General features: G+C 40.9%; 16 protein-coding genes. 13 read left to right on the top strand and 3 right to left on the bottom strand.

From position 1 onward, the window contains the following. The 3 genes from ppsA to LAQ65_RS04265 form a co-directional block, all read right to left on the bottom strand. Complete coding sequence (ppsA, locus tag LAQ65_RS04275; RefSeq protein ID WP_224115702.1) at window positions 1–2,400, bottom strand: phosphoenolpyruvate synthase; 2,400 nt, start codon at window positions 2,398–2,400, stop codon at window positions 1–3. 35 nt (window positions 2,401–2,435) lie between these two features. Then, window positions 2,436–2,909 (bottom strand): pyridoxamine 5'-phosphate oxidase family protein, encoded by a 474-nt coding sequence (locus LAQ65_RS04270; RefSeq protein ID WP_224115701.1) that lies wholly within the window; start codon window positions 2,907–2,909, stop codon window positions 2,436–2,438. 113 nt (window positions 2,910–3,022) lie between these two features. Beyond that, window positions 3,023–3,916 carry an AraC family transcriptional regulator gene (locus tag LAQ65_RS04265; RefSeq protein ID WP_224115700.1) on the bottom strand — a complete coding sequence of 298 codons (894 nt, stop codon included), beginning with the start codon at window positions 3,914–3,916 and terminating at the stop codon, window positions 3,023–3,025. Window positions 3,917–4,172: 256 nt separating this feature from the next. On the opposite strand from LAQ65_RS04265, the gene galK reads away from it, so the two are divergent. The 13 genes from galK to LAQ65_RS04200 all read left to right on the top strand — a co-directional run bounded on the left by galK (window position 4,173) and on the right by LAQ65_RS04200 (window position 20,628). Continuing rightward, the gene (galK, locus tag LAQ65_RS04260; protein WP_224115699.1) at window positions 4,173–5,378 is read left to right on the top strand and encodes a galactokinase; all 1,206 of its coding nucleotides are present in this window, start codon (window positions 4,173–4,175) and stop codon (window positions 5,376–5,378) included. Between the two features lie 27 nt (window positions 5,379–5,405). Next, entirely contained in the window at window positions 5,406–5,852 is a 447-nt protein-coding gene (locus tag LAQ65_RS04255; RefSeq protein WP_224115698.1) for an RrF2 family transcriptional regulator, read from the top strand. 234 nt (window positions 5,853–6,086) lie between these two features. Further along, window positions 6,087–7,949: an assimilatory sulfite reductase (NADPH) flavoprotein subunit gene (locus LAQ65_RS04250; RefSeq protein WP_224115697.1), complete on the top strand. Its 1,863-nt coding sequence runs from the start codon at window positions 6,087–6,089 to the stop codon at window positions 7,947–7,949. Between the two features lie 36 nt (window positions 7,950–7,985). Beyond that, window positions 7,986–9,704: an assimilatory sulfite reductase (NADPH) hemoprotein subunit gene (gene cysI / locus LAQ65_RS04245; protein ID WP_224115696.1), complete on the top strand. Its 1,719-nt coding sequence runs from the start codon at window positions 7,986–7,988 to the stop codon at window positions 9,702–9,704. A 2-nt stretch (window positions 9,705–9,706) separates the two neighbouring features. Next, window positions 9,707–10,933, top strand: coding sequence for a glutamyl-tRNA reductase (gene hemA, locus LAQ65_RS04240; RefSeq protein ID WP_224115695.1), 1,227 nt, complete (start codon window positions 9,707–9,709; stop codon window positions 10,931–10,933). A gap of 10 nt (window positions 10,934–10,943) precedes the next feature. Then, a complete protein-coding gene (gene cobA / locus LAQ65_RS04235) occupies window positions 10,944–11,741 on the top strand; it encodes a uroporphyrinogen-III C-methyltransferase (RefSeq protein WP_224115694.1) in 798 nt (265 codons plus the stop codon). Between the two features lie 12 nt (window positions 11,742–11,753). Then, window positions 11,754–12,566 (top strand): serine O-acetyltransferase EpsC, encoded by an 813-nt coding sequence (gene epsC, locus LAQ65_RS04230; protein ID WP_224115693.1) that lies wholly within the window; start codon window positions 11,754–11,756, stop codon window positions 12,564–12,566. A gap of 44 nt (window positions 12,567–12,610) precedes the next feature. Beyond that, window positions 12,611–13,522, top strand: coding sequence for a cysteine synthase A (gene cysK / locus LAQ65_RS04225; protein WP_224115692.1), 912 nt, complete (start codon window positions 12,611–12,613; stop codon window positions 13,520–13,522). Between the two features lie 34 nt (window positions 13,523–13,556). Then, window positions 13,557–14,258, top strand: a complete 702-nt coding sequence (locus LAQ65_RS04220; protein ID WP_224115691.1) for a phosphoadenylyl-sulfate reductase — start codon at window positions 13,557–13,559, stop codon at window positions 14,256–14,258. A 28-nt stretch (window positions 14,259–14,286) separates the two neighbouring features. After that, on the top strand, window positions 14,287–15,198 hold the full coding sequence (cysD, locus tag LAQ65_RS04215) for a sulfate adenylyltransferase subunit CysD (RefSeq protein WP_224115690.1): 912 nt from the start codon (window positions 14,287–14,289) through the stop codon (window positions 15,196–15,198). Window positions 15,199–15,367: 169 nt separating this feature from the next. After that, the gene (locus tag LAQ65_RS04210) at window positions 15,368–18,301 is read left to right on the top strand and encodes a TonB-dependent receptor (RefSeq protein WP_224115689.1); all 2,934 of its coding nucleotides are present in this window, start codon (window positions 15,368–15,370) and stop codon (window positions 18,299–18,301) included. Then, complete coding sequence (locus LAQ65_RS04205; protein ID WP_224115688.1) at window positions 18,298–19,137, top strand: DUF2490 domain-containing protein; 840 nt, start codon at window positions 18,298–18,300, stop codon at window positions 19,135–19,137. Before LAQ65_RS04210 ends, LAQ65_RS04205 begins: the two co-directional genes overlap by 4 nt. A 3-nt stretch (window positions 19,138–19,140) precedes the next feature. Then, the gene (locus LAQ65_RS04200) at window positions 19,141–20,628 is read left to right on the top strand and encodes a TSUP family transporter (RefSeq protein WP_224115687.1); all 1,488 of its coding nucleotides are present in this window, start codon (window positions 19,141–19,143) and stop codon (window positions 20,626–20,628) included. Window positions 20,629–20,642: the final 14 nt, after the last annotated feature.

Here is a 20,642-nt window from a genome sequence, read left to right as displayed (position 1 = left end):
TCAGGAAATGACCTGGACATTTTTTTTCTTTTCTGCAAGTAAGATGTTTTCAATACCATTTACAATGGCATCCGGGTTAAAGGAAATGCTATCGATTCCCTGCTCTACCAGGAATTGGGCAAAATCAGGATAATCACTTGGTGCTTGTCCGCAAAGGCCAATTTTTACACCGGCCTGCGCTGCCTTATGAATTACCATCGCAATCATTTCCCTGACCGCCTGGTTTTGTTCTGAAAACAGATGACTTATTGTGGCAGAGTCCCGGTCAATTCCAAGCACCAATTGGGTAAGGTCATTGGAACCAATGGAAAAACCATCAAATATTTTTGCAAATTCTTCTGCAAGTATAATGTTAGAAGGGATTTCAGCCATTACATATATTTCAAGACTTTCATCAGAATTCCTGTCTAGTCCATTCCCGCTCATTTCTTCGATCACTTTTATCCCTTCTTCCACTGTCCTGCAAAACGGGATCATCACTTTTATATTAGTCAGGCCCATTTCATGGCGAATTTTTTTAATGGCTTCGCATTCTAAACGGAAACCTTCCCGGTACGCCTCGTTGTAGTACCTTGATGCTCCCCTGAAACCAAGCATGGGATTTTCTTCCTTTGGTTCAAAATCAGTTCCACCGATCAGGTTAGCATATTCATTAGTTTTAAAATCACTCATCCGGACAATGACAGTTTTGGGATAAAAAGCAGCTGCAATAGTTGCTATCCCCTGAGACAATTTATCAATAAAGTATTTTCGTTTGTCCGGATAATGATGGGTAAGGGTTTCAATCTTTTTGATTACAGACGGATCTTTCAATTTGTCAAATTTCACAAGGGCCATTGGGTGAATCTGCACTGCATGTGTTATGATGAACTCCATTCGTAATAAACCAACTCCGTCATTAGGATAAAAAGATAATTCAAATGCCTGATCGGGATCTCCGGCAATGAGCATTACTTCCGTTCCCTCCGGTTTTTTTGTTTCAGTAAAATCTAGAGTAGTTTCTTTGGTGTTCAGTTTTCCCCTGTACACAAAACCTGTTTTTCCTTCACAACATGAAACGGTAATGGTTTCCCCATCTGAAATATTGGTGGTGGCGTCGCCACAACCTACAACAGCCGCTACACCCAACTCCCTGGCTACAATTGATGCGTGGCTTGTCCGGCCACCTTTATTTGTTACAATTCCGCCTGCATTTTTCAGGATAGGATCCCAATCCGGACTTGTCATATCCGTTACAACAATTTCACCGGGTTGCAATTTCCAGGCATCTGCCGGTGACGCGAGTATACGGGCAATTCCAATAGCTATTTTGGAACCGACAGCATTACCGCTGGCTAATTTTTCTCCTTTCTCCAATAATTTATATTCTTTAATAAGGTAAGGATTCCTTTGCGAATGAACTGTTTCAGGCCTGGCCTGCACAATAAATACTTCATTGGTGATTCCATCCTTTGCCCACTCAATATCCATTGGTTTGCCATAATGTTCTTCGATCAGAAGGCACCAGTTGGCCAAACTGGTTATTTCATCATCAGATAATACAAACTGTTCCCTTTTTTCAATAATAGTAGGAATATTTATCGTTGTATGTAGATGTTCATCAGTTGGTTGGTAGACCATGGTCATGGCTTTGTCACCCAGTTTCTTCTGGATTATGGCATTTTTCCCAAGTTTTAATGTGGGTTTAAAAATGTAAAACTCATCAGGTGTAACGGTGCCTTGCACAATATTTTCACCAAGACCCCAAACACCGCTTATCAGGATGATATCCCTGAATCCGGATTCTGGTTCAAGGGTAAAAGCAACGCCTGCTGAGGCTTTATCACTCCTTACCATTTTTTGCACACCAACTGATAGTGCAACTTTTTCGTGTGGAAACCCATTGTCCTGTCGATATTTAATTGCACGGTTGGTATAAAGTGATGCGTAACAAAGATGTATAGCTTTGAGTAATGCATTTTCACCGGTAATGTTCAGGTAAGATTCATGCTGGCCTGCAAAACTTGCTTGTGGCAGGTCCTCCGCAGTCGCACTGCTCCTAACGGCTACAGCTATTGGCAGGGAACCACTTAAGTTTTTGTAGGCGGTGATTATTTCCTCATTAAATTTTTTTGAAAATATACCGGCAAGCATGAGTTTGCGGGCTTTTTCGCCAATATCCTTTAGATTCGAAAAATTTTCAACATCCAGTTCCTGCATCAATTTAAATAAAGGTTCGTGCAGTGAATTACTGGTTAAGAAATCATCAAATGCAAATGCTGTTGTAGCAAAGCCATCCGGAACAGGAATTCCTTTTGCAGACAGTTTATTGCACATTTCACCCAGTGATGCATTTTTCCCGCCTACAGAAGGCACGTCATCAATACTGATTTCACTAAACAGTTTTATATAATCATTCATGACCTTCATTTGGTATTACAGAAAAGATGTCAGCGTCAGGTGGCAAAAAAAGAACCAGGGATAGTTTTTTCATAACGCCCAGTCTTTTTTGTAAGGTGGATCCGGTATACGATTCCTTTGATATCATCAAAATTTTCAGGAACAAAAGGCCACTGATCAGTTAAATGCATTCTTTCACTGATAATTACCGGTAATTTTCTTTGGTTGAGTTTTTTCAGTGCCTCGCTCCGCATATTGGGATCTTTCAACTCTTCAAATTGGCCCCAGGCAATAACACTTTGCCAATTGTCGAGATTATTGGTATTGTCCACCTGGAAACACACAGACGGGTTCTTCCGCATCATATCCATCTTTTGTCCTTCGAACCCTAAACTATATACAGATTCGCCATCATAGGCATAACTGATAGGGACCACATAGGTTAATCCATCAGCATGACAGCCAAGGCGGCCTACCAACTGGGTGTTAATAAGGTCTTCTATTTCTTCAGTATTTAATATACCAAACATGCATTATTTTTTATATAATTAAATTTAGGGCAGGTAATTATGGTCGGATATGACCTGCATCAAAGTTGTAAATGATTGAAATCAGATATCCTGGAAAATGATACCAGAGGGCCTTAATTTTCAGTGACCAGCAAATCGATTTTGTGGGTTGCTTGTTCCCTGTAATTTTTTGGTGAATGTCCTGTAGTTTCTTTAAACAACTTGTTGAAATTAGAAATAGTCTTATACCCGCAGTTATACGCTATTTCCGATACGGTCCAGTCACTATCCAGTAGTAATTTGCATGCATTGCTAATGCGCACCTGGTTCAGGTATTCAACAAAATGTATATTATTTCTTTTCTTAAATAACCTGCAAAAACTTTGGGGAGTAAGGTTGGTTAATTGTGCAACATCTTTTAACTGGATATCATTCCTGAAATTTTCATGCACAAAACGATATACTTCGCATAGGCGGTCCTTTTCCGATTTACTCTCAGCTGTGGATAAATTTCCGGAATTGATTGAGGCCAGGTCGGTGGAAGAGGACAAGAGGTGTAATATTTCTAAAAGCCCCAGCACTTTTTCAAATCCTTTCAATGCCAAAAGGTTTTCCATTTTTGTGGCTATCATTGCCCTTGTGCGGTGCTGGATAAAAATGCCACTTTGTGATTTATGCAATAGTTCTTTTATATGGGATGCTTCTTCCAAAGAAAAAAGACCTGCATCAAAAAGGCTGGGATGAAAATAGACTACAATGGCAATTGCCCTTCCGGCATTTTCCCCATGCAAATAACTTTCATCATTCATCCAGATATGGGGCAAATTGGGACCTATTAAAACCATGTCCCCGGGTTCAAATGATTCAATGAGGTTTCCTACAATCCGTTTGCCAAAACTTTCTTTAATAAAAACAAGTTCATATTCGGGATGCGTATGCAATGGAGAACTGAAGAAACTTTCATTGCGTTCAACAACGGTAAATAAGCTGTTCAGCTTAATGGCGATTTCGGTTTTAAGGATCTTCATGGCAAGAGAAATTATTTGCAATTATCGTTTGAGTCACCTAAGTTTCCTCCCAAATCTAACCTTAAAAATACCAATTTGTATCAAAATCTGGTAAAATTCAGGAACTAAGGAGAAAATTCAGGAAGTGGCTGAATCTCCTATCAAATAGCAGAATTCGAAAGTTTAGTAAATTCTTTATATGTGTTTTCCCGAAGGCATTTTTATCCGTAAAGAAACTTTCCCTTAATTTAGATGGCTTTTAAGCAATCAACGATTCATGACCCCTTCTGCCAACAAATCAAAGGTGCCCAAAATCCTGTATTCCCAAAGTATTGTGGAGCAGGAGTTTTTCAATCAGTTTTCAGCTGAGCCGTCCATAGTGGTTAGTTCGCCTGGCCGGATCAACCTTATAGGAGAACATACTGATTATAATAATGGATTTGTACTTCCTGCTGCAATAGATAAACAAATGAATATTGCCATTAGCAGGCGGGATGACGATGAATTGCATTTTTACGCGCCTGATTTTAGGGAGAATTTCAACGGCACAGTCAAAAATTTGACAAAGTCCCACAAATTTTGGCCCAATTATATTAATGGTGTTATCAAGGAATTAATTGACAGGGGATTCCGGATTGATGGATTAAACCTGGTAGTAGGGGGTGATATACCTGCTGGTGCCGGATTGTCTTCTTCTGCAGCGCTGGAATGTAGTGTGGTATTTGCGCTGAATGAAATGTATGCATTTGGTTTGTCTAAAATGGACATGGTGAAAATTGCGAGGGCGGCGGAAAATAATTTTGTGGGCCTTCAATGTGGTATCATGGATATGTTTGCCAGTATGTTTGGTAAAAAGGACCATGCAATTTTACTCGATTGCAGAAGCCTTAAATATGAATATATACCGCTTGATTTTCATCAGCATGCCATCCTTTTAATGGACACAAGGGTTAAGCATTCCCTTGCAACGGGAGAATATAATGTTCGAAGGGAGCAATGTGAAATGGGTGTTCGTGCCCTTAGAAAAATTTATCCCCATGTAAATAGCCTCCGCGATGCCAACCGCGCTATGATTGAATATACTCTTAAAGACAGGGTTCCAGACCTTATTTATACCCGTTGTAAATATGTAGTAGAAGAAAACCTGCGCTTACAGGTTGGTTGCGAAGCTTTGCGAAGGAACGACCTTGTTGGATTTGGCAAGAAAATGTATGCTTCGCATGCCGGCCTGAGTAAACTTTATGATGTTAGTTGCCCTGAACTGGACTACCTGGTTGATCTTGCAAAGGATGAACATGCCATAATAGGTGCCCGCATGATGGGGGGTGGTTTTGGTGGCTGCACAATCAATATCATCCGCAAATCCTACATAAATGAGGTTGTAGAAAGAATGAGCAAGTCCTTTGTAGGAAAGTTCGGACAGGAACCATTGGCTTATATCTGCAATATTTCTGAGGGAACTCATGTGGTTTCCGGCGGATAAAAAAGAAATAGTATTTTTCCTGCCTATATGTTATCTGCAAAAGCACAATATGCTATCCATGCCCTGACTTTCCTTGGTGAACACTTTCAACAAGGGTATATCCCGATTAACCAGATAGCTGAAAAAAGGAAAATACCAGCCAAATTCTTGGAGGCCATACTCCTTGAACTGCGTAAAGCTGGAATTTTAGGCAGCAAGGCAGGAAAAAATGGGGGTTACTATTTGTTGAGACACCCTAAGCAAATTCCTATGGTGCAGATTTTGCGGCTGATGGATGGTCCCATTGCGTTACTTCCCTGCGTGTCTAAAAATTTTTATGAACCTTGCCGGCTTTGTCCTTATCCCGAATCAAGCTGCAATATTCGCCATATCTTCCTCGAAGTGCGCGACGCCACCCTTAAAGTTATAGAAGGGAAATCCTTACATGACCTTATGCAAAAGGGACAACCTTTTGATACAGATTTCATTATTTAATACATAAAAAACAATAAATCAATTAATTGTAAATTTATAAATGCATTTTTATACTAATTCCTATTACAACCATAGGAATTATCAGATTTGTAATTTATCTTTGAATTGTAGAACAATCAATTGAATGGAACAGGCGTTAATGTTAACAACCTGAAATTCCGGGATGGTTCAATTTGATATAAAACGATTGAAGCTTTTGCCCTTGTGTAAAGGGTATTTTTTTAAAACCATTGTATGAGCGCTACAAGTTTAGTTCTGCCAGCCGGCATGTTCTCCACAAAGGAACAAGAGCAGGTGCGGGATTTAATCCAGAAATTTTCCAACCAGCAACTGCAATGGTTAGCCGGTTACCTAACCGGTTTGCAGCACAGTAACCAACAATTACTGCAATTAATAAACCGCATTCCTGTAACCCAGGAATCTATTACTACTGAGCCACTAGGTGGGCAGGATTCCATTACAGTATTATACGGCTCAAAAAGCGGAAACAGTAAGAAGGTGGCCAAAAGCCTGCATGATAAATTAATTGCACGTGGCTTCACTGCTGTTCTGCAAGACATGAACCAATACCAGCCCAATAGGCTAAAGGAAGAAAAATGGTTATTGGTTGTTGTTAGCACGCATGGTGAAGGTGATCCTCCACCTGCTGCGGAGGACCTCCATGCATTTATAAATGGCCGCAAAGCTCCGGCTTTAAAAGATACACGATACGCTGTGTTAGCCCTTGGAGATAAAAGTTACGCCAGTTATTGCCAGACAGGAAAAGATTTTGATACCCGGTTAGCAGCACTTCAGGCCAGCCGGATACTGGAAAGGGTAGAAGCTGACGTAGATTATGAAGAAACAGCAGAAGTATGGATCGATACCGTAGTTGCCAGATTACAGGAAACTTTTTCAGGCAGTGTCTTAAAAACAGCTGCAAACAAGCAGGGAATTACAACTAACGGTGCTGCAACACATAAGCCTGCAATTCATTATAGCCGGAAAAACCCTTTCAAATCTATCGTTCTGGAAAAGGTACAGTTAAATGGTCGCGGCTCAGCGAAAGAAACTTACCATGTCGAACTTTCCCTTGAAGACAGCGGCCTTTCTTACCAGCCAGGTGACACTGTCGGACTTTGGGTGGAAAACGAAAAATCGTTGGTAGATGGTTTGATCGCCTTCAAAAAATGGGATCCCAATTCTATTATAATTTATAAAGACACTCCGCTAACCCTTTTTGATTACCTGCAACAGAAAGCTGAACTGACAACAGTTAGCGGCAGTTTCTTATCAGCTTATGTTCCTTATATCAATGATCCTGCAGATGCACATGCATTGAAAAATATACTGGCCGATAAGCAATCTTTAAGTTCGTTTGTATACGGCCGTGATATCTGGGATATCCTTCAGGAATTTCCTGCTTCAATAACAATTGAAGAATTGACCACTGTTTTGCTTCCCCTGCAACCAAGGTTATATTCTATTGCCAGTTCTTTCCAGGCACATCCCGATGAAGTTCATATTACTGTTGGTCGCGTTCAATACAAAAATAAGAACAGGATACATCGGGGTGTTGCCTCTAATTTCATTGCCGACAACCTCGAAGCTGGCAAAGAAGTGAACCTATTTATCGAGACCAATGAATCATTCCGCTTACCTGAAGATGGTGATACTCCGGTTATTATGGTTGGTCCGGGTACCGGTATTGCACCTTTCCGGGCATTTGTTGAAGAGCGTGCAGAAACCGGGGCCACGGGTATTAATTGGCTCATTTTCGGGGACCAGCATTTCAGTACCGATTTTTTATACCAGACCGAATGGCAACGCTTTATAAAGCAGGGCACACTCACCCGCATGAACACAGCATTCTCACGGGACGGCCGGAACAAACTTTATGTACAGCACAGGATGCAGCAGAATGCTCCGGAATTGTTCAAATGGCTTGAACTTGGCGCTCATTTTTATGTGTGCGGGGATGCCAAAAGAATGGCAAAAGATGTAAAGCAAACCCTTATTAATATAATTCAGCAGGAAGGAAAGCTTTCATCCGAAGATGCCCATGAATATGTAAAGCAATTGATTAAGAAAGGACGGTACCAGGAAGATGTTTATTAATGCACGATTTTATCAAAAACCCAATTAAAGTAAACCATGTCGATTAACCAGGATAAATCAAAACTCAGCGAGGTTGAACACATCAAGGAGAAAAGTAAATACCTTGAAGGAACCATCCAGGAAAGCCTGAAAGATGAAGTTACAGGCAACCTTTATGCGCAAGACCAGCACCTGATTAAATTTCATGGCAGTTATGTGCAGAGTGACCGTGAGCTGGACAAAGAACGTAAAGCACAAAAACTGGAGCCACTGTATTCTTTTATGATAAGAGTCCGTGTACCAGGTGGTATAGCCACACCAGCCCAATGGATAGTAATTGATGACCTGGCTACCAAATATGGTATGCCTACCCTTAAACTCACTACGCGGCAAGCCTTTGAATTGCATAATATTTTCAAACATAACCTGAAACAGACTATCAAGGAAATCAACGATTCCTTGCTAAACTCTATAGCTGCATGTGGTGATGTTAACCGGAATGTGATGAATACTGTAAATCCACATACATCAGCGATTCATGACGATGTGCAGGCTGTAGCTAAAAAAGTAAGCGATCACCTGAATCCGAAAACAACCGCCTATTATAAAATCTGGGTAAATGAAGAACAGGTTGTTGGCGCAGATGAAGAAGCGCCTGTAGAAGAGCCCATTTATGGTAAAACATATCTCCCCCGGAAATTTAAAATAACACTTGCAATTCCTCCATATAATGATACTGACGTATTTGCCCATGATGTTGGCCTGATCGCTATTGAAGAAAAGGGTAAATTATTGGGTTTTAACGTTAGTATTGGCGGTGGTATGGGAATGACATTCGGTGATGATACAACCTATCCGCGCCTTGGAAATGTGATTGGCTTCTCCCCAACAGATCAAATAACCGACGTCTGCGAGAAACTGGTGACTATCCAACGTGATTATGGTAACAGGGAAAACCGCAAGAATTCCCGCTTTAAATATACTATTGACAGGCTGGGCCTTGATTTTGTGAAAAATGAGCTTAACAAACGCCTTGGCTATGACCTGGCCATTGCCCGTCCATTTGAATTCACCACTAATGGTGACAGTTTTGGATGGATTAAAGGTGTAAATGGTAAATGGTTCAATACTCTTTACATAGAAGGTGGTCGCGTAAAGGACAATGAAAAATTTGCATTGCGGAAAGGGCTTCGTGCTATAGCCGAAATACTAGATGGGGGCGATTTTCGCCTTACCGGAAACCAGAATGTGGTTATCGGTAATGTTTCAGATAAACAAAAGCCATTGGTTGAAAAATTATTAGTTGACCATGGCCTTGCGGCGCACCAGGAAGTGAGCAAATTGCACCAGCATTCAATTGCATGTGTAGCGTTAAACCTATGCCCGCTTGCCAATAGTGAAGCAGAAAGATATTTGCCTTCTCTCATCGATAAGATACAGGTAGTAATGGAAAAATATGGCATTGGCCAGGAACCAATTACGATTCGCATGACTGGGTGCCCTAATGGTTGTGGTAGGCCTTACCTGGGAGAAATTGGTTTTGTTGGCCGGGCTCCGGGTAAATATAATCTTTACCTCGGTGCGTCCTTCAATGGCGATCGTTTAAACGTTTTACATAAAGAAGCATTAAGCGAAGAGGAAATCATTGCTACACTTGATCCCCTGATTGAAGGATTTGCAAAACAGCGGTTAGAAAAGGAACATTTCGGGGACTTCCTCGTCAGGAAAGGAATAGTTCATCATAGTTATACAAAATCAGATTTTCATATTAACTAATTATGATCGCTGTAGCAGGAATAAATTATAAAACTGCCGGGTTTGAACAGTTGGCCCGGTTTTCAGGAGGCCCTTTCGTTCCTGGAAACCTACCTGAGCTGGTATCCGGACAAGTTTGGGTTGAAACCTGCAACCGTGTTGAAGTATATGCTGACCTAAACCTGCATTGCCAAAAGAGTTCGGAACGATTACTTTTAGGATTATTGGGATTAAAAAAGAAGGAACCTGGCATCTATGTGCATTTCGGGGATGAAGCCATGCTGCATTTACTGAAAGTGTCAGCTGGATTAGATTCTGCTATTCTCGGTGAAGACCAGGTGTTGAGCCAACTAAAATCAGCTTTTCAGATTGCATCAGAAAAGAGGCAAACTTCACCGTTCCTTAATAAGGTCTTCCACAAAGCCTTTGAAACTGGTAAATTGGTACGCACTCTTACTTCTATTAATAAAGGACATATTTCAGTTGCATCAATTGCTGTTTCATTATTGGAGTCCTTTACCAGGGAGAATACGAAATTAAAGAGCGCACCAATACTTATAATTGGTGCTGGTGAAACGGGATCGTTAGTAACAGAAATTTTATCAGAAAAAGGGTATAAAAATTTATTAATCTGGAACAGGTCTGCAATTAAGGCAACTAATCTGGCCAAAAGAACGGGTGGAACAGTTATAGCTTATAATGATCTGGAAATGAATTTTATGCAGGCTGGTGCAGTAATTATTGCCGTAAGCGGGAAAAAACCTATTCTGGATTTTTCAGGTATTAGCAAAAACAAAACCGTAAAGCAACTGATCATTGATCTTTCCCTCCCTTACCAGGTTCCTGCTGAGATAGAAAACAAAAATATTTTTTTATATAACCTCGAACACATTGCAGCGATAAGTAAGGGAAATGAATGCAAAAGAAAAGAAGCAATTGAAGATGCCATGCAATTGGTTTGGGCAGCCCTTTATGATTTAAAAGCATGGAAAGAGCAGGAATGGGTTGGGCAAACGTTGCAGCAATGGAAAATAATGCTTGACCAGTTGCAGGAAAGGCAATTGAAATCATTTATTAAAAAAAATCCGGATGTCGATCCTGAAAGCCTTGCAGCGTTTGGAAGGGAACTGTCTGCCAATATGCTGAAACAACTGGCCTGGACGGTCAGGCAACAGGAAAAGGAGGGTCCGGAATGGCATAAATGGTCAAAATTGTTATCAACCGTTGAACCCTATGAACAATTGAATTAAAACCGGAGAAATGAAGGCAGTACATCAAAATAATGGAAAAGTATATATCACCGGGGCCGGTCCGGGTGATATCAACCTTGTGACCCTTAGGGCTAAGGCAGTAATTGAACAAGCTGATGTAATATTATATGATAACCTGGTTAATCCGGAAATGCTGGAATGGGCACCTTCTCACGCAAAAAGAATTTTTGTGGGCAAGCTTCCTTATTGTTCCGTTATAACCCAGGAAACAATCAATGAATGGATGGTTGAACATGCACTTCAGTCAATGCAAGTGGTTCGGTTAAAAGGCGGCGACCCTATGATATTTGGTAGGGGAGCGGAAGAGGCAGCCTACCTGAAACAGCATGGTATTGAATTTGAGATCATACCGGGTGTCACAAGCAGCCTGGCCGCCGGAGCCTATGCTGGTATCCCGTTAACGCACCGGGATGCTTCACAAATGGTGTTATTTGTTACAGGGCATACCAAGAGGGGGAGTAAGACAGGATTGAATTTCGACTGGCCCATGCTGGGAGCCTTTGAAGGCACGATTGTTTTTTACATGGGGGTGAAACATATTGACCAGATTGCTGATCAACTTATAAAGGCTGGAAAGCAAAAAGAAACACTTGTAGCGGTTATTGAAAATGGCACCCTATTGCATCAACGGGTTATTTCTGCTAATTTGGCGTCCATTGCCGAAGAAGTAAAGGTTGCCTCAATTGGTACCCCGGCATTGATAATTGTAGGAGATGTTGTTCGTTATCACCAGGAACTGAACTGGTTTGAAGTTATTCAAAAACAGTTTAAACAAAAGACAGCCTGATAAAATTAAACTATGAGCCAGACTCGCGGATATATTTTAAGTTCATCGGTCCCCAAAAAGAAACAGGTAATTGAATTTGCCCAGGATTTGGTGGATTATCTCTTCCCTGTTGTTGAGAATGAGAAAACCTATGAAGCAAAACACCTGAAAAAACTGGATAACCTGAAAAACCAGTTATCTGAAATTTTATTTGCATTTAGCGCAAATGTGCAACTGGAAAAAGAACAGGTTCACAACATGTTCTTTGAATCTGTTGATTTTATTAAGGAACAACTCCTGGAAGATGCCAATGAATTACTGCAATTTGATCCGGCTGCAAAATCACTGGAAGAAGTAGTGCTTACATATCCTGGATTTATGGCGGTAATGGCGTACCGCATCGCAAATGTATTGTACAAACAACAAGTACCGCTTATTCCAAGGATCATCAGCGAATGGGCACATTCTATTACCGGAATTGATATCCACCCCGGAGCCACAATTGGTGTGCCTTTTTTAATAGATCACGGAACAGGCGTAGTTATAGGTGAGACCTCAGTTATAGGCAAAAGTGTAAAAATTTACCAGGGGGTAACTATCGGTGCTTTAGCCGTTAAAAAGGAAGAAGCGGAGAAAAAGCGGCACCCAACAATTGAAGATAACGTAATTGTATATGCGAATAGTACCATACTTGGCGGCAAAACAATTATTGGCCATGATAGTATCATTGGGGGAAACTGTTTTATTGTAGAGTCGGTTCCAGCCCATAGCGTAGTATATCACCAGCCTATTATAACAGTAAAAGACAAAAAAGACTTCACTGAGCCCTTAAATTGGGTCATATAAAAATTTTAATCTCAACCAATTACACACCAAATCAAACTTTTATTATGATTGCCGCAAACATTCTTGAAACGATCGGAAATACGCCTCACGTCAGGCTGAACAGGCTTTTCGGAAATACGCACAATGTATTTATAAAGTTGGAACGTAGTAATCCGGGGGCAAGCATCAAAGACCGTATTGCACTTGCAATGGTTGATGACGCAGAGAAAAAAGGTATTCTTAATAAAGACAGTGTAATTATTGAACCAACTTCCGGAAATACGGGAATAGGACTGGCTATGGTCGCTGCTGTTAAAGGGTATAAGCTCATTCTTGTAATGCCGGAAAGCATGAGTGTTGAAAGAAGAAGGCTGATGAGTTTGTACGGCGCCAGTTTTGAGTTAACGCCCCGCGAAAAGGGAATGAAAGGTGCCATTGAAAAAGCAAAAGAACTTGTTGCTTCAACAGCGAATAGTTGGATGCCTTCTCAATTCGATAACCCCGCAAACACAGAGGTACACCGCCAGACAACAGCCCAGGAAATCCTGAAAGATTTCCCCAATGGCCTGGATTACCTTATCACAGGTGTTGGAACCGGTGGACATATAACCGGATGCGCAGAAGTGCTGAAAGCTAAGTTTCCAAACCTGAAAGTTTTTGCAGTTGAGCCTGAATTGTCACCGATTTTAAGTGGCGGATCTCCCGGACCTCACCCGATTCAGGGTATTGGCGCCGGGTTTATTCCGGCAATTTATAATAAAGATGTTATAGATGGGGTGATTACTGTAAGTAAAGATGATGCATTTGCTTACGCCCAAAGAGCTGCCAAAGAGGAAGCAATTTTCATGGGAATTTCAAGTGGTGCTTCTCTTGCTGCAGTTGCCAAAAAACTTGCAGATATTCCTGCTGGCAGTACCGTTCTCACTTTTAATTATGATACCGGTGAACGCTACTTATCTATTGATGGATTGTATTAATTAAACAAGTTTTCTCTAAAAATTATTCGAAAAGATGGATCTTAATCACCTCAATTCCGCGCTGGCTTCCCTGGATGCTGCTGAACGGTTGAAATATATTTGCAGTCAGTTTGAATCCGGTGTAGTTTTCTCCACTTCATTGGGGCAGGAAGACCAGGTGATTACCCATTTAATTGCCAGGCAGCATTTGCCGGTTTCTGTTTTTACGCTGGACACAGGAAGGCTTTTCCAGGAAACATATGATTTACTCGACCGCACCATCGCCAGGTATAAGGTTCAAGTGAATATATTTTTCCCGGATGCCTCCAGGGTAGAAGCAATGGTGAACGAGAAAGGACCCAATAGTTTTTATGAATCAGTTGAAAACCGAAAGGAATGTTGTTTTATCCGTAAAGTCGAACCATTAAACCGTGCATTGAAAGGTGCCCGTGTATGGATCACCGGCTTAAGGGCTGAACAAAGTGAAAATCGCCACAACCTGTCTTACGCAGAATGGGATGGAACACACCAGCTGATAAAAATTAACCCCCTGCTCGACTGGACTCTTGATCAGTTACTGGTATTTATTGAAAAGGAAAATATACCGTATAATAAATTACACGACAAAGGATTTCCAAGCATCGGATGCAAGCCATGTACCAGGGCAATTGAACCTGGTGAAGATATCAGGGCAGGCCGGTGGTGGTGGGAAAGTTCAAAAAAGGAATGTGGACTTCACCAGGAAACTGCCAAATAAAATATAAACGAAGTAAAGAAGAACCAGTATGTCAATTCCATCAACCATACCTGCATTTCCAAGGATGTTAGAAGACGAGAGTATCTATATCATGCGGGAAGTTGCTGCACAATTTGAAAGGCCTGCATTGCTTTTTAGTGGCGGTAAAGACTCTATTACCCTGGTAAGGCTTGCCCAGAAGGCTTTCTGGCCAGGAAAAATTCCGTTTCCCTTACTGCATGTAGATACTGGACACAACTTTCCGGAAACTATTGAATTCCGCGACTGGCTGGTAAAAGAAACCGGGGCCGAATTGATTGTGCGCTATGTTCAGGATAGTATCAATTCTGGGAAAGTTAAGGAAGAAACCGGGAAATATGCAAGCCGAAACGTTTTACAAACGGTTACTTTATTAGATGCAATAGAGGAGTTTAAATTCGATGCCTGCATCGGCGGGGCAAGGCGCGATGAAGAAAAAGCACGGGCAAAAGAACGCATCTTTTCTGTCCGGGATGACTTCGGCCAGTGGGATCCTAAAAAACAAAGGCCCGAACTGTTTGATATGCTCAATGGACGGATTAATATTGGTGAAAATGTGCGTGTTTTTCCAATTAGCAACTGGACTGAATTGGATGTATGGACCTATATTAAAGAAGAAAATATGGCCATTCCTTCAATTTATTATACCCATAAGAGGGAAGTTATAGAACGCGATGGCATGATCTGGCCCAATAGCCCTTATTTAAACACAAGTGAAGAAGAAATTCCTTTTGAAGAAATAGTACGGTTTCGCACGGTAGGCGATATGACCTGTACCGCTGCTGTTGCTTCAACGGCCAATAATATTGATGATATCATCCGTGAAATCCTTTCTGCAAAAATCTCTGAAAGAGGAGCGCGGATGGATGATAAGCGGAGTGAAGCCGCAATGGAACAACGTAAGAAAGAAGGTTACTTCTAACCGGTAGGAGTAATTCATTTTTTTTTAAATCATTAATCTACTAAACCACTAGAGTAACAATGGTAAGATTTTTAAGTGATCAGGTTTGCTTATTGATTCATGGATGTTGTCAGGTAAGCTAAACACACGATTAAAAAAGAAAAAAATTACAGAATAAAATAAAAAAAAGATGAAACCACGTTTATATAAAACTGGAATACTATTTACGTTCCTAATAACATTTTTAATTCATTCTTCAGCATTTGCACAATTGAATGGGTCATTTGTCATAACAGGTAAAATAGCCGACGACCAGGGACACCCCCTTGAGTCAGTATCAGTTCAGATATTGGATACCAAGTTCGGTGCATCCAGTGATAGTGCCGGTGTATTCAAACTGGTAGGCAACAAACCATTTCCTTTTACAATTCAGTTTTCCGCTATCGGATTTGCCCCAAAAAATGTAACTGTAAAATCTTTGAATGATAATATTAATGTACAGTTATTCAGTCAGTCAATGATTGCCAATGAAGTGGTTGTAACTGCGAGCAGGCAAGCTGAGAAATTACTACGTTCCCCTGTAACTATTGAAAAACTGGACATAAAGGCTTTGAAGGAATCACCTGCACCATCATTTTATGATGCGTTGGGCAACCTAAAAGGCATACAGTTAACTACATCTTCATTAACTTTCAAAATTCCAAATGCCAGAGGGTTTAATATCCCCAATAACTTCAGGTTTATGCAACTGGTTGATGGCGTAGACATGCAGGCTGCTACGCTGGGCGTACCATTAGGAAATGCAATAGGACCAACCGAACTTGATATTGCGAGCGTTGAAGTTACCCCAGGTGCAGCTTCGGCCCTTTATGGCATGAATGCTATCAATGGTATGGCCAATCTTATTACCAAAAACCCGTTTCAATACCAGGGGCTCAGTGTTTATCAGAAAGTTGGTGTAAACCATGTTGGTGAAAAAGACCAGGATGCCAGTGTACTAACCGAAACAGCCATACGATATGCACAGGCTTTCAATAATAAATTTGCCTTCAAGGTTAACTTTAGTTACCTGCGTGGAACAGATTGGCAGTCCAATTCCACCAACGACCAGAATACAAATGATAAGAATACTGCTAATCCGGCATACCCGGAATTAAATGGAGAAAATAATCCGGCTTATGATGCCTGGAATAAATACGGAGACGAAAATAATAATGCAATTACGTTAAGTGGTGTTAATTATCAGGGCGGGAAAAAGACTTTCCTGGTGAGAAGAACAGGTTATTGGGAAAAGGACCTTGTAAATCCGGTAGTGGACAACCTGAAGGCTGATATTGCATTGCATTACCGGATTAAGCCATCTATAGAACTTATCTATGGCTATAGGGTAGGAAAAATGGATGGTATCTTTCAAAGGGGAAATAAAGTACAGCTGGACAATGTAATTGTACAAAACCATCATTTAGAATTGAAAGGAAAGAATTTTCAGGTACGGTCGTATGTTTCGATTGAAAATACAGGGAACTCATACAATCTTAAACCTTTATCAGACAATCTTGACCTGACTAACTTGTCGAATAGCGCCTGGGGTGCCAAGTTTAAGACTAACCTGCAACAGTCACTCAATGACGGTACAGATCTTGCAACTGCCATGAAACTGGCAAGGCAATTTGCAGACCAGGGAAGGGTTGAACCTGGTACACCCGAATTCGATCAATTGAAAAATACAATAATCGGCATAAATAACTGGGATCATAAAAATGCCGGCATCGCTGGTGCTCCTCCGACAGGAGGTGCCTGGCTGCTGCAGAAAAGCAGGATGTACCACACTGATGCACAATGGGACCTTAGTAATAAAGTAAAATATTTTAATCTTTTGGTGGGAGGTGATTTAAGGATCTATGAGGTCATTCCTGACGGAAACAATTTTGTTGATTTTTCCCGGCCTATTGATGAGCGGAATAAGCCTGTTTCCGTTGATGGTAAAGTGCCTGATTCCTCCAATTTCGGAAAGAATGTTTATTACAAAAAATACGGTTTCTTTGCTCAGGCAACAAAAACATTTTTCAACGATAAATTGAAAGTATTCGCTTCATTGCGTTTTGACCAAAACCTTGAATTTAAACCAAAATTCAATCCAAGGGCGGCAATTGTTTACTCACCTAAAGAACAACATAATTTTCGCTTTGCAGTGCAAAATGGTTTCCGCTTCCCTGCCTTATTCGAAGCTTTGTCTTTTGTTAATAATGGCAATGTGCGAAGGGTAGGTGGCTTGTCTTACATTAATGAAGGATTAGGGTACCTGGATAATTCCTATACTCTTGCTTCTGTAAATACCTTTAATGCAGCTGTAAATACAGATGTAACAGCAGGTATGACTTCGAATGACGCTGCCCTTAAAAACAGGGATCTTTTAACTGTTACTAACCTGCCTCCAACCCAACCTGAAAAAATTGTGTCTTTTGAAGCCGGATATAAAGGTATTTTCCTGGACAATAAATTGTTTGTAGACCTCGATTTTTACCATAATACCTATACAGGATTCCTTGGCCAGGTTGAGGTTTCTGTACCAAAAGATGCTACTGTGGGTTCAGATCAAGCAGTTATAGATATGCTTGCATCAAACCGGAGTAAACAAACCCGCTATAGGGTGTTTACCAATGCAAAAAACTCATACAAAAATTATGGATCGGCCCTTGCAGTTACCTATAGGTTCTACAAGAAGTTTACCATATCGGGAAACGTCAGTTATAACGAAATCAAAACAAACGCTCAATCTGATGTATTCGTAACGGCATTTAATACCCCCAAATGGGCTACTAATCTTTCCGTAGGTAATCGGGAAGTTGTGAATAACCTTGGTTTCAATATCGTATGGAAGTGGCAAACTTCTTTCCTCTGGGAAAGTCCATTGGCAAACGGTACAGTTCCTTCTTTCAATACAATTGATGCGCAGCTTACCTATCGTATACCCGCCTGGAAAGCATACATTAAAGTTGGTGCAGCAAACTTGTTTAACACACATTACATCCAGTATGCCGCTGGTCCGACAATAGGCGGATTGTATTATACTACGCTGGTGTTTGATGGTTTATTCGGTAAAATTAACCAGGCGACAAAATGAAAATTGAAACTCTAGTTAATACAAATATTGTAACAGCTGCAGGTGCCAAAAGGCACTTGCAGCTTTTTGTTCTTTTTCTAGCATTAAGTGTTTTTCTTATTGGAAACAAAGCTTATTCCCAGATACCAAGGGTTACTGAAAGTAATACGATAGCCTGGTTCCAGTTAAATACTGAATTGCAGTTTAATAAAAAATGGGGCCTGCATATTGACCTCAATTCCCGTAGGGTAGATTTTGTACAGGATAACATGCAGACTTTGTTCAGGACGGGTTTGAATTTCCGGCCATCGGAAAAAATCTTGTTAAGGGCCGGTATTGCTAATGCACATAATACTCCTTATGGAACTTATCCAATTAATAAATATGGGAAGCCCTTCGATGAAATCCGGCTCTTTCAAATGGTAGGCCTTGCAGATAAGATTGGTCCCGTTGAGCTAAACCACAGGTTTATGCTTGAACAACGGTGGCTGGAGAAGTACAGTAAGCCTGAACTTGATAAACCAGACGGTTATACCTACCTGAATAGACTCAGGTATTTGTTGCGATTACAGATGCCTTTTAAAAAGAATGCCAAACAGCAAAAATATCCTTATTTGACTATGTACGATGAAGTGATGATATGTTTTGGAAATGAAGTAAATGCAAATATTTTTGACCAAAACAGGTTTGCAATACTTGCCGGATTCAGGTTCAATAGTGTTGCCAGGATTGAGGCGGGATACCTTAACCAGATTTTACAACTACCAAGAAGGGTGGATAACAATAATGTGATTCAATATAATAATGGATTGCAGGTAAATCTGCTTTTGACTATTTCTACTAAAAACAGCAAATAATTTATGCACAGCAAACATGCCAATAACCTCTACCCTGTATTTCTTAAACTCGACCAGCTGCGTGTTTTAGTAGTAGGTGGGGGATATGTTGGTGAGGAAAAATTGAATTCATTATTGAGGAATGCTCCTGATGCGAGCATAACATTGGTCGCCATTGAAATAAGCGATGGTATAAGAACTTTAGCTACCAAACATCCAAGCCTCACTTTAGTTCAGAAATCATTTGTGGCCGGTGACTTATTCGAAAAGGATTTGGTTATTGCAGCCACAAATGACAAAAACCTGAATATCGAAGTAAAGAAAGCTGCAACCGAAGCAGGAATTCTGGCGAATATTGCAGATACACCCGAATTGTGTGATTTTTACCTGGGTAGTATCGTTAATAAAGGTGACCTTAAAATAGCCATCAGCACAAATGGCAAATCACCAACTGTTGCCAAAAGACTCAAAGAACTTTTCAACGATTCAATACCGCATGAAATGGACCAGGTGCTGGATAATATGCAGGAACTCCGCTTGCGTATGAATGGAAATTTCTCAGAGAAGGTCAGGAAGCTGAATGAAATTACCGGAGTTTTGGTAGCTGATTCAAATCCGCAGAAAATCAGTGCCGAGAAGAAATGGAAGACCATTGCATCAAGGATGATCTGGATTTTTGCTGCAATGGTTGTTGGTCATGTTGTATTTTCCTCTGTGCCGCTGCCTCCCATTGGTCAAATCTGGGACAATACAAAAGAATACCTGAACCTGCAATTTGGATTTTTTGTATTGGCTGGTTTCCTGGCACAATTGGTCGATGGCCTGCTGGGCATGGGTTATGGGGTTACTTCTGCAACTTGTTTAATTTCTGCAGGAGTGAATCCGGTTTCTGTAAGTGCGGCTATTCATACGTCAGAAATATTTTCCTCAGGAATTAGCGGGTATAGCCACTATAAGTTTGGAAATGTTAATCCAAAGCTATTCAGGCACCTTGTAATTCCTGGAGTTGTTGGTGCAATACTTGGTGCAGCAATGCTGGTATTATTGGGTGAGCATGCAGGAAAATGGTTGATGCCGCTTATTGCTGTTTATGCTATGTTCCTTGGGTTTAAGATTTTCACCCGGGCATTCGGTAATTCAAAAGCCAATGGGAAAATCAAGCGTGTTGGCTGGCTGGCCTGGTGCGGTGGCTTCCTGGATTCCTTTGGTGGTGGTGGTTGGGGACCGATTGTTACCAGTACGCTAATTTCGAAAGGAAGGAGCCCTCGTTTTACCATCGGCACTGTTAGCATCACTGAATTTTTCGTAACTATGGCCAGTGCTGCAACTTTCTTTTTTACTGCAGGATTGGGCCATTGGCCGGTTGTAATCGGGTTACTTATTGGTGGTTCTATAGCAGCCCCGATTTCTGCTAAATTGGCCGGCAAATTGCCTGCTAAAACTATGATGATCGGAGTTGGTATTATTGTGATGATCTGGAGTATTCGCCTTATCGTAAAAACTATTATGTAATTATTTAAAAATTT

This window comes from Flavihumibacter profundi (assembly GCF_020076305.1).
Taxonomy (GTDB): Bacteria; Bacteroidota; Bacteroidia; order Chitinophagales; family Chitinophagaceae; genus Flavihumibacter; species Flavihumibacter profundi.
The sequence above is the reverse complement of the archived record's forward strand: the minus strand, read 5'-3'. Positions and strand labels throughout refer to the sequence as shown.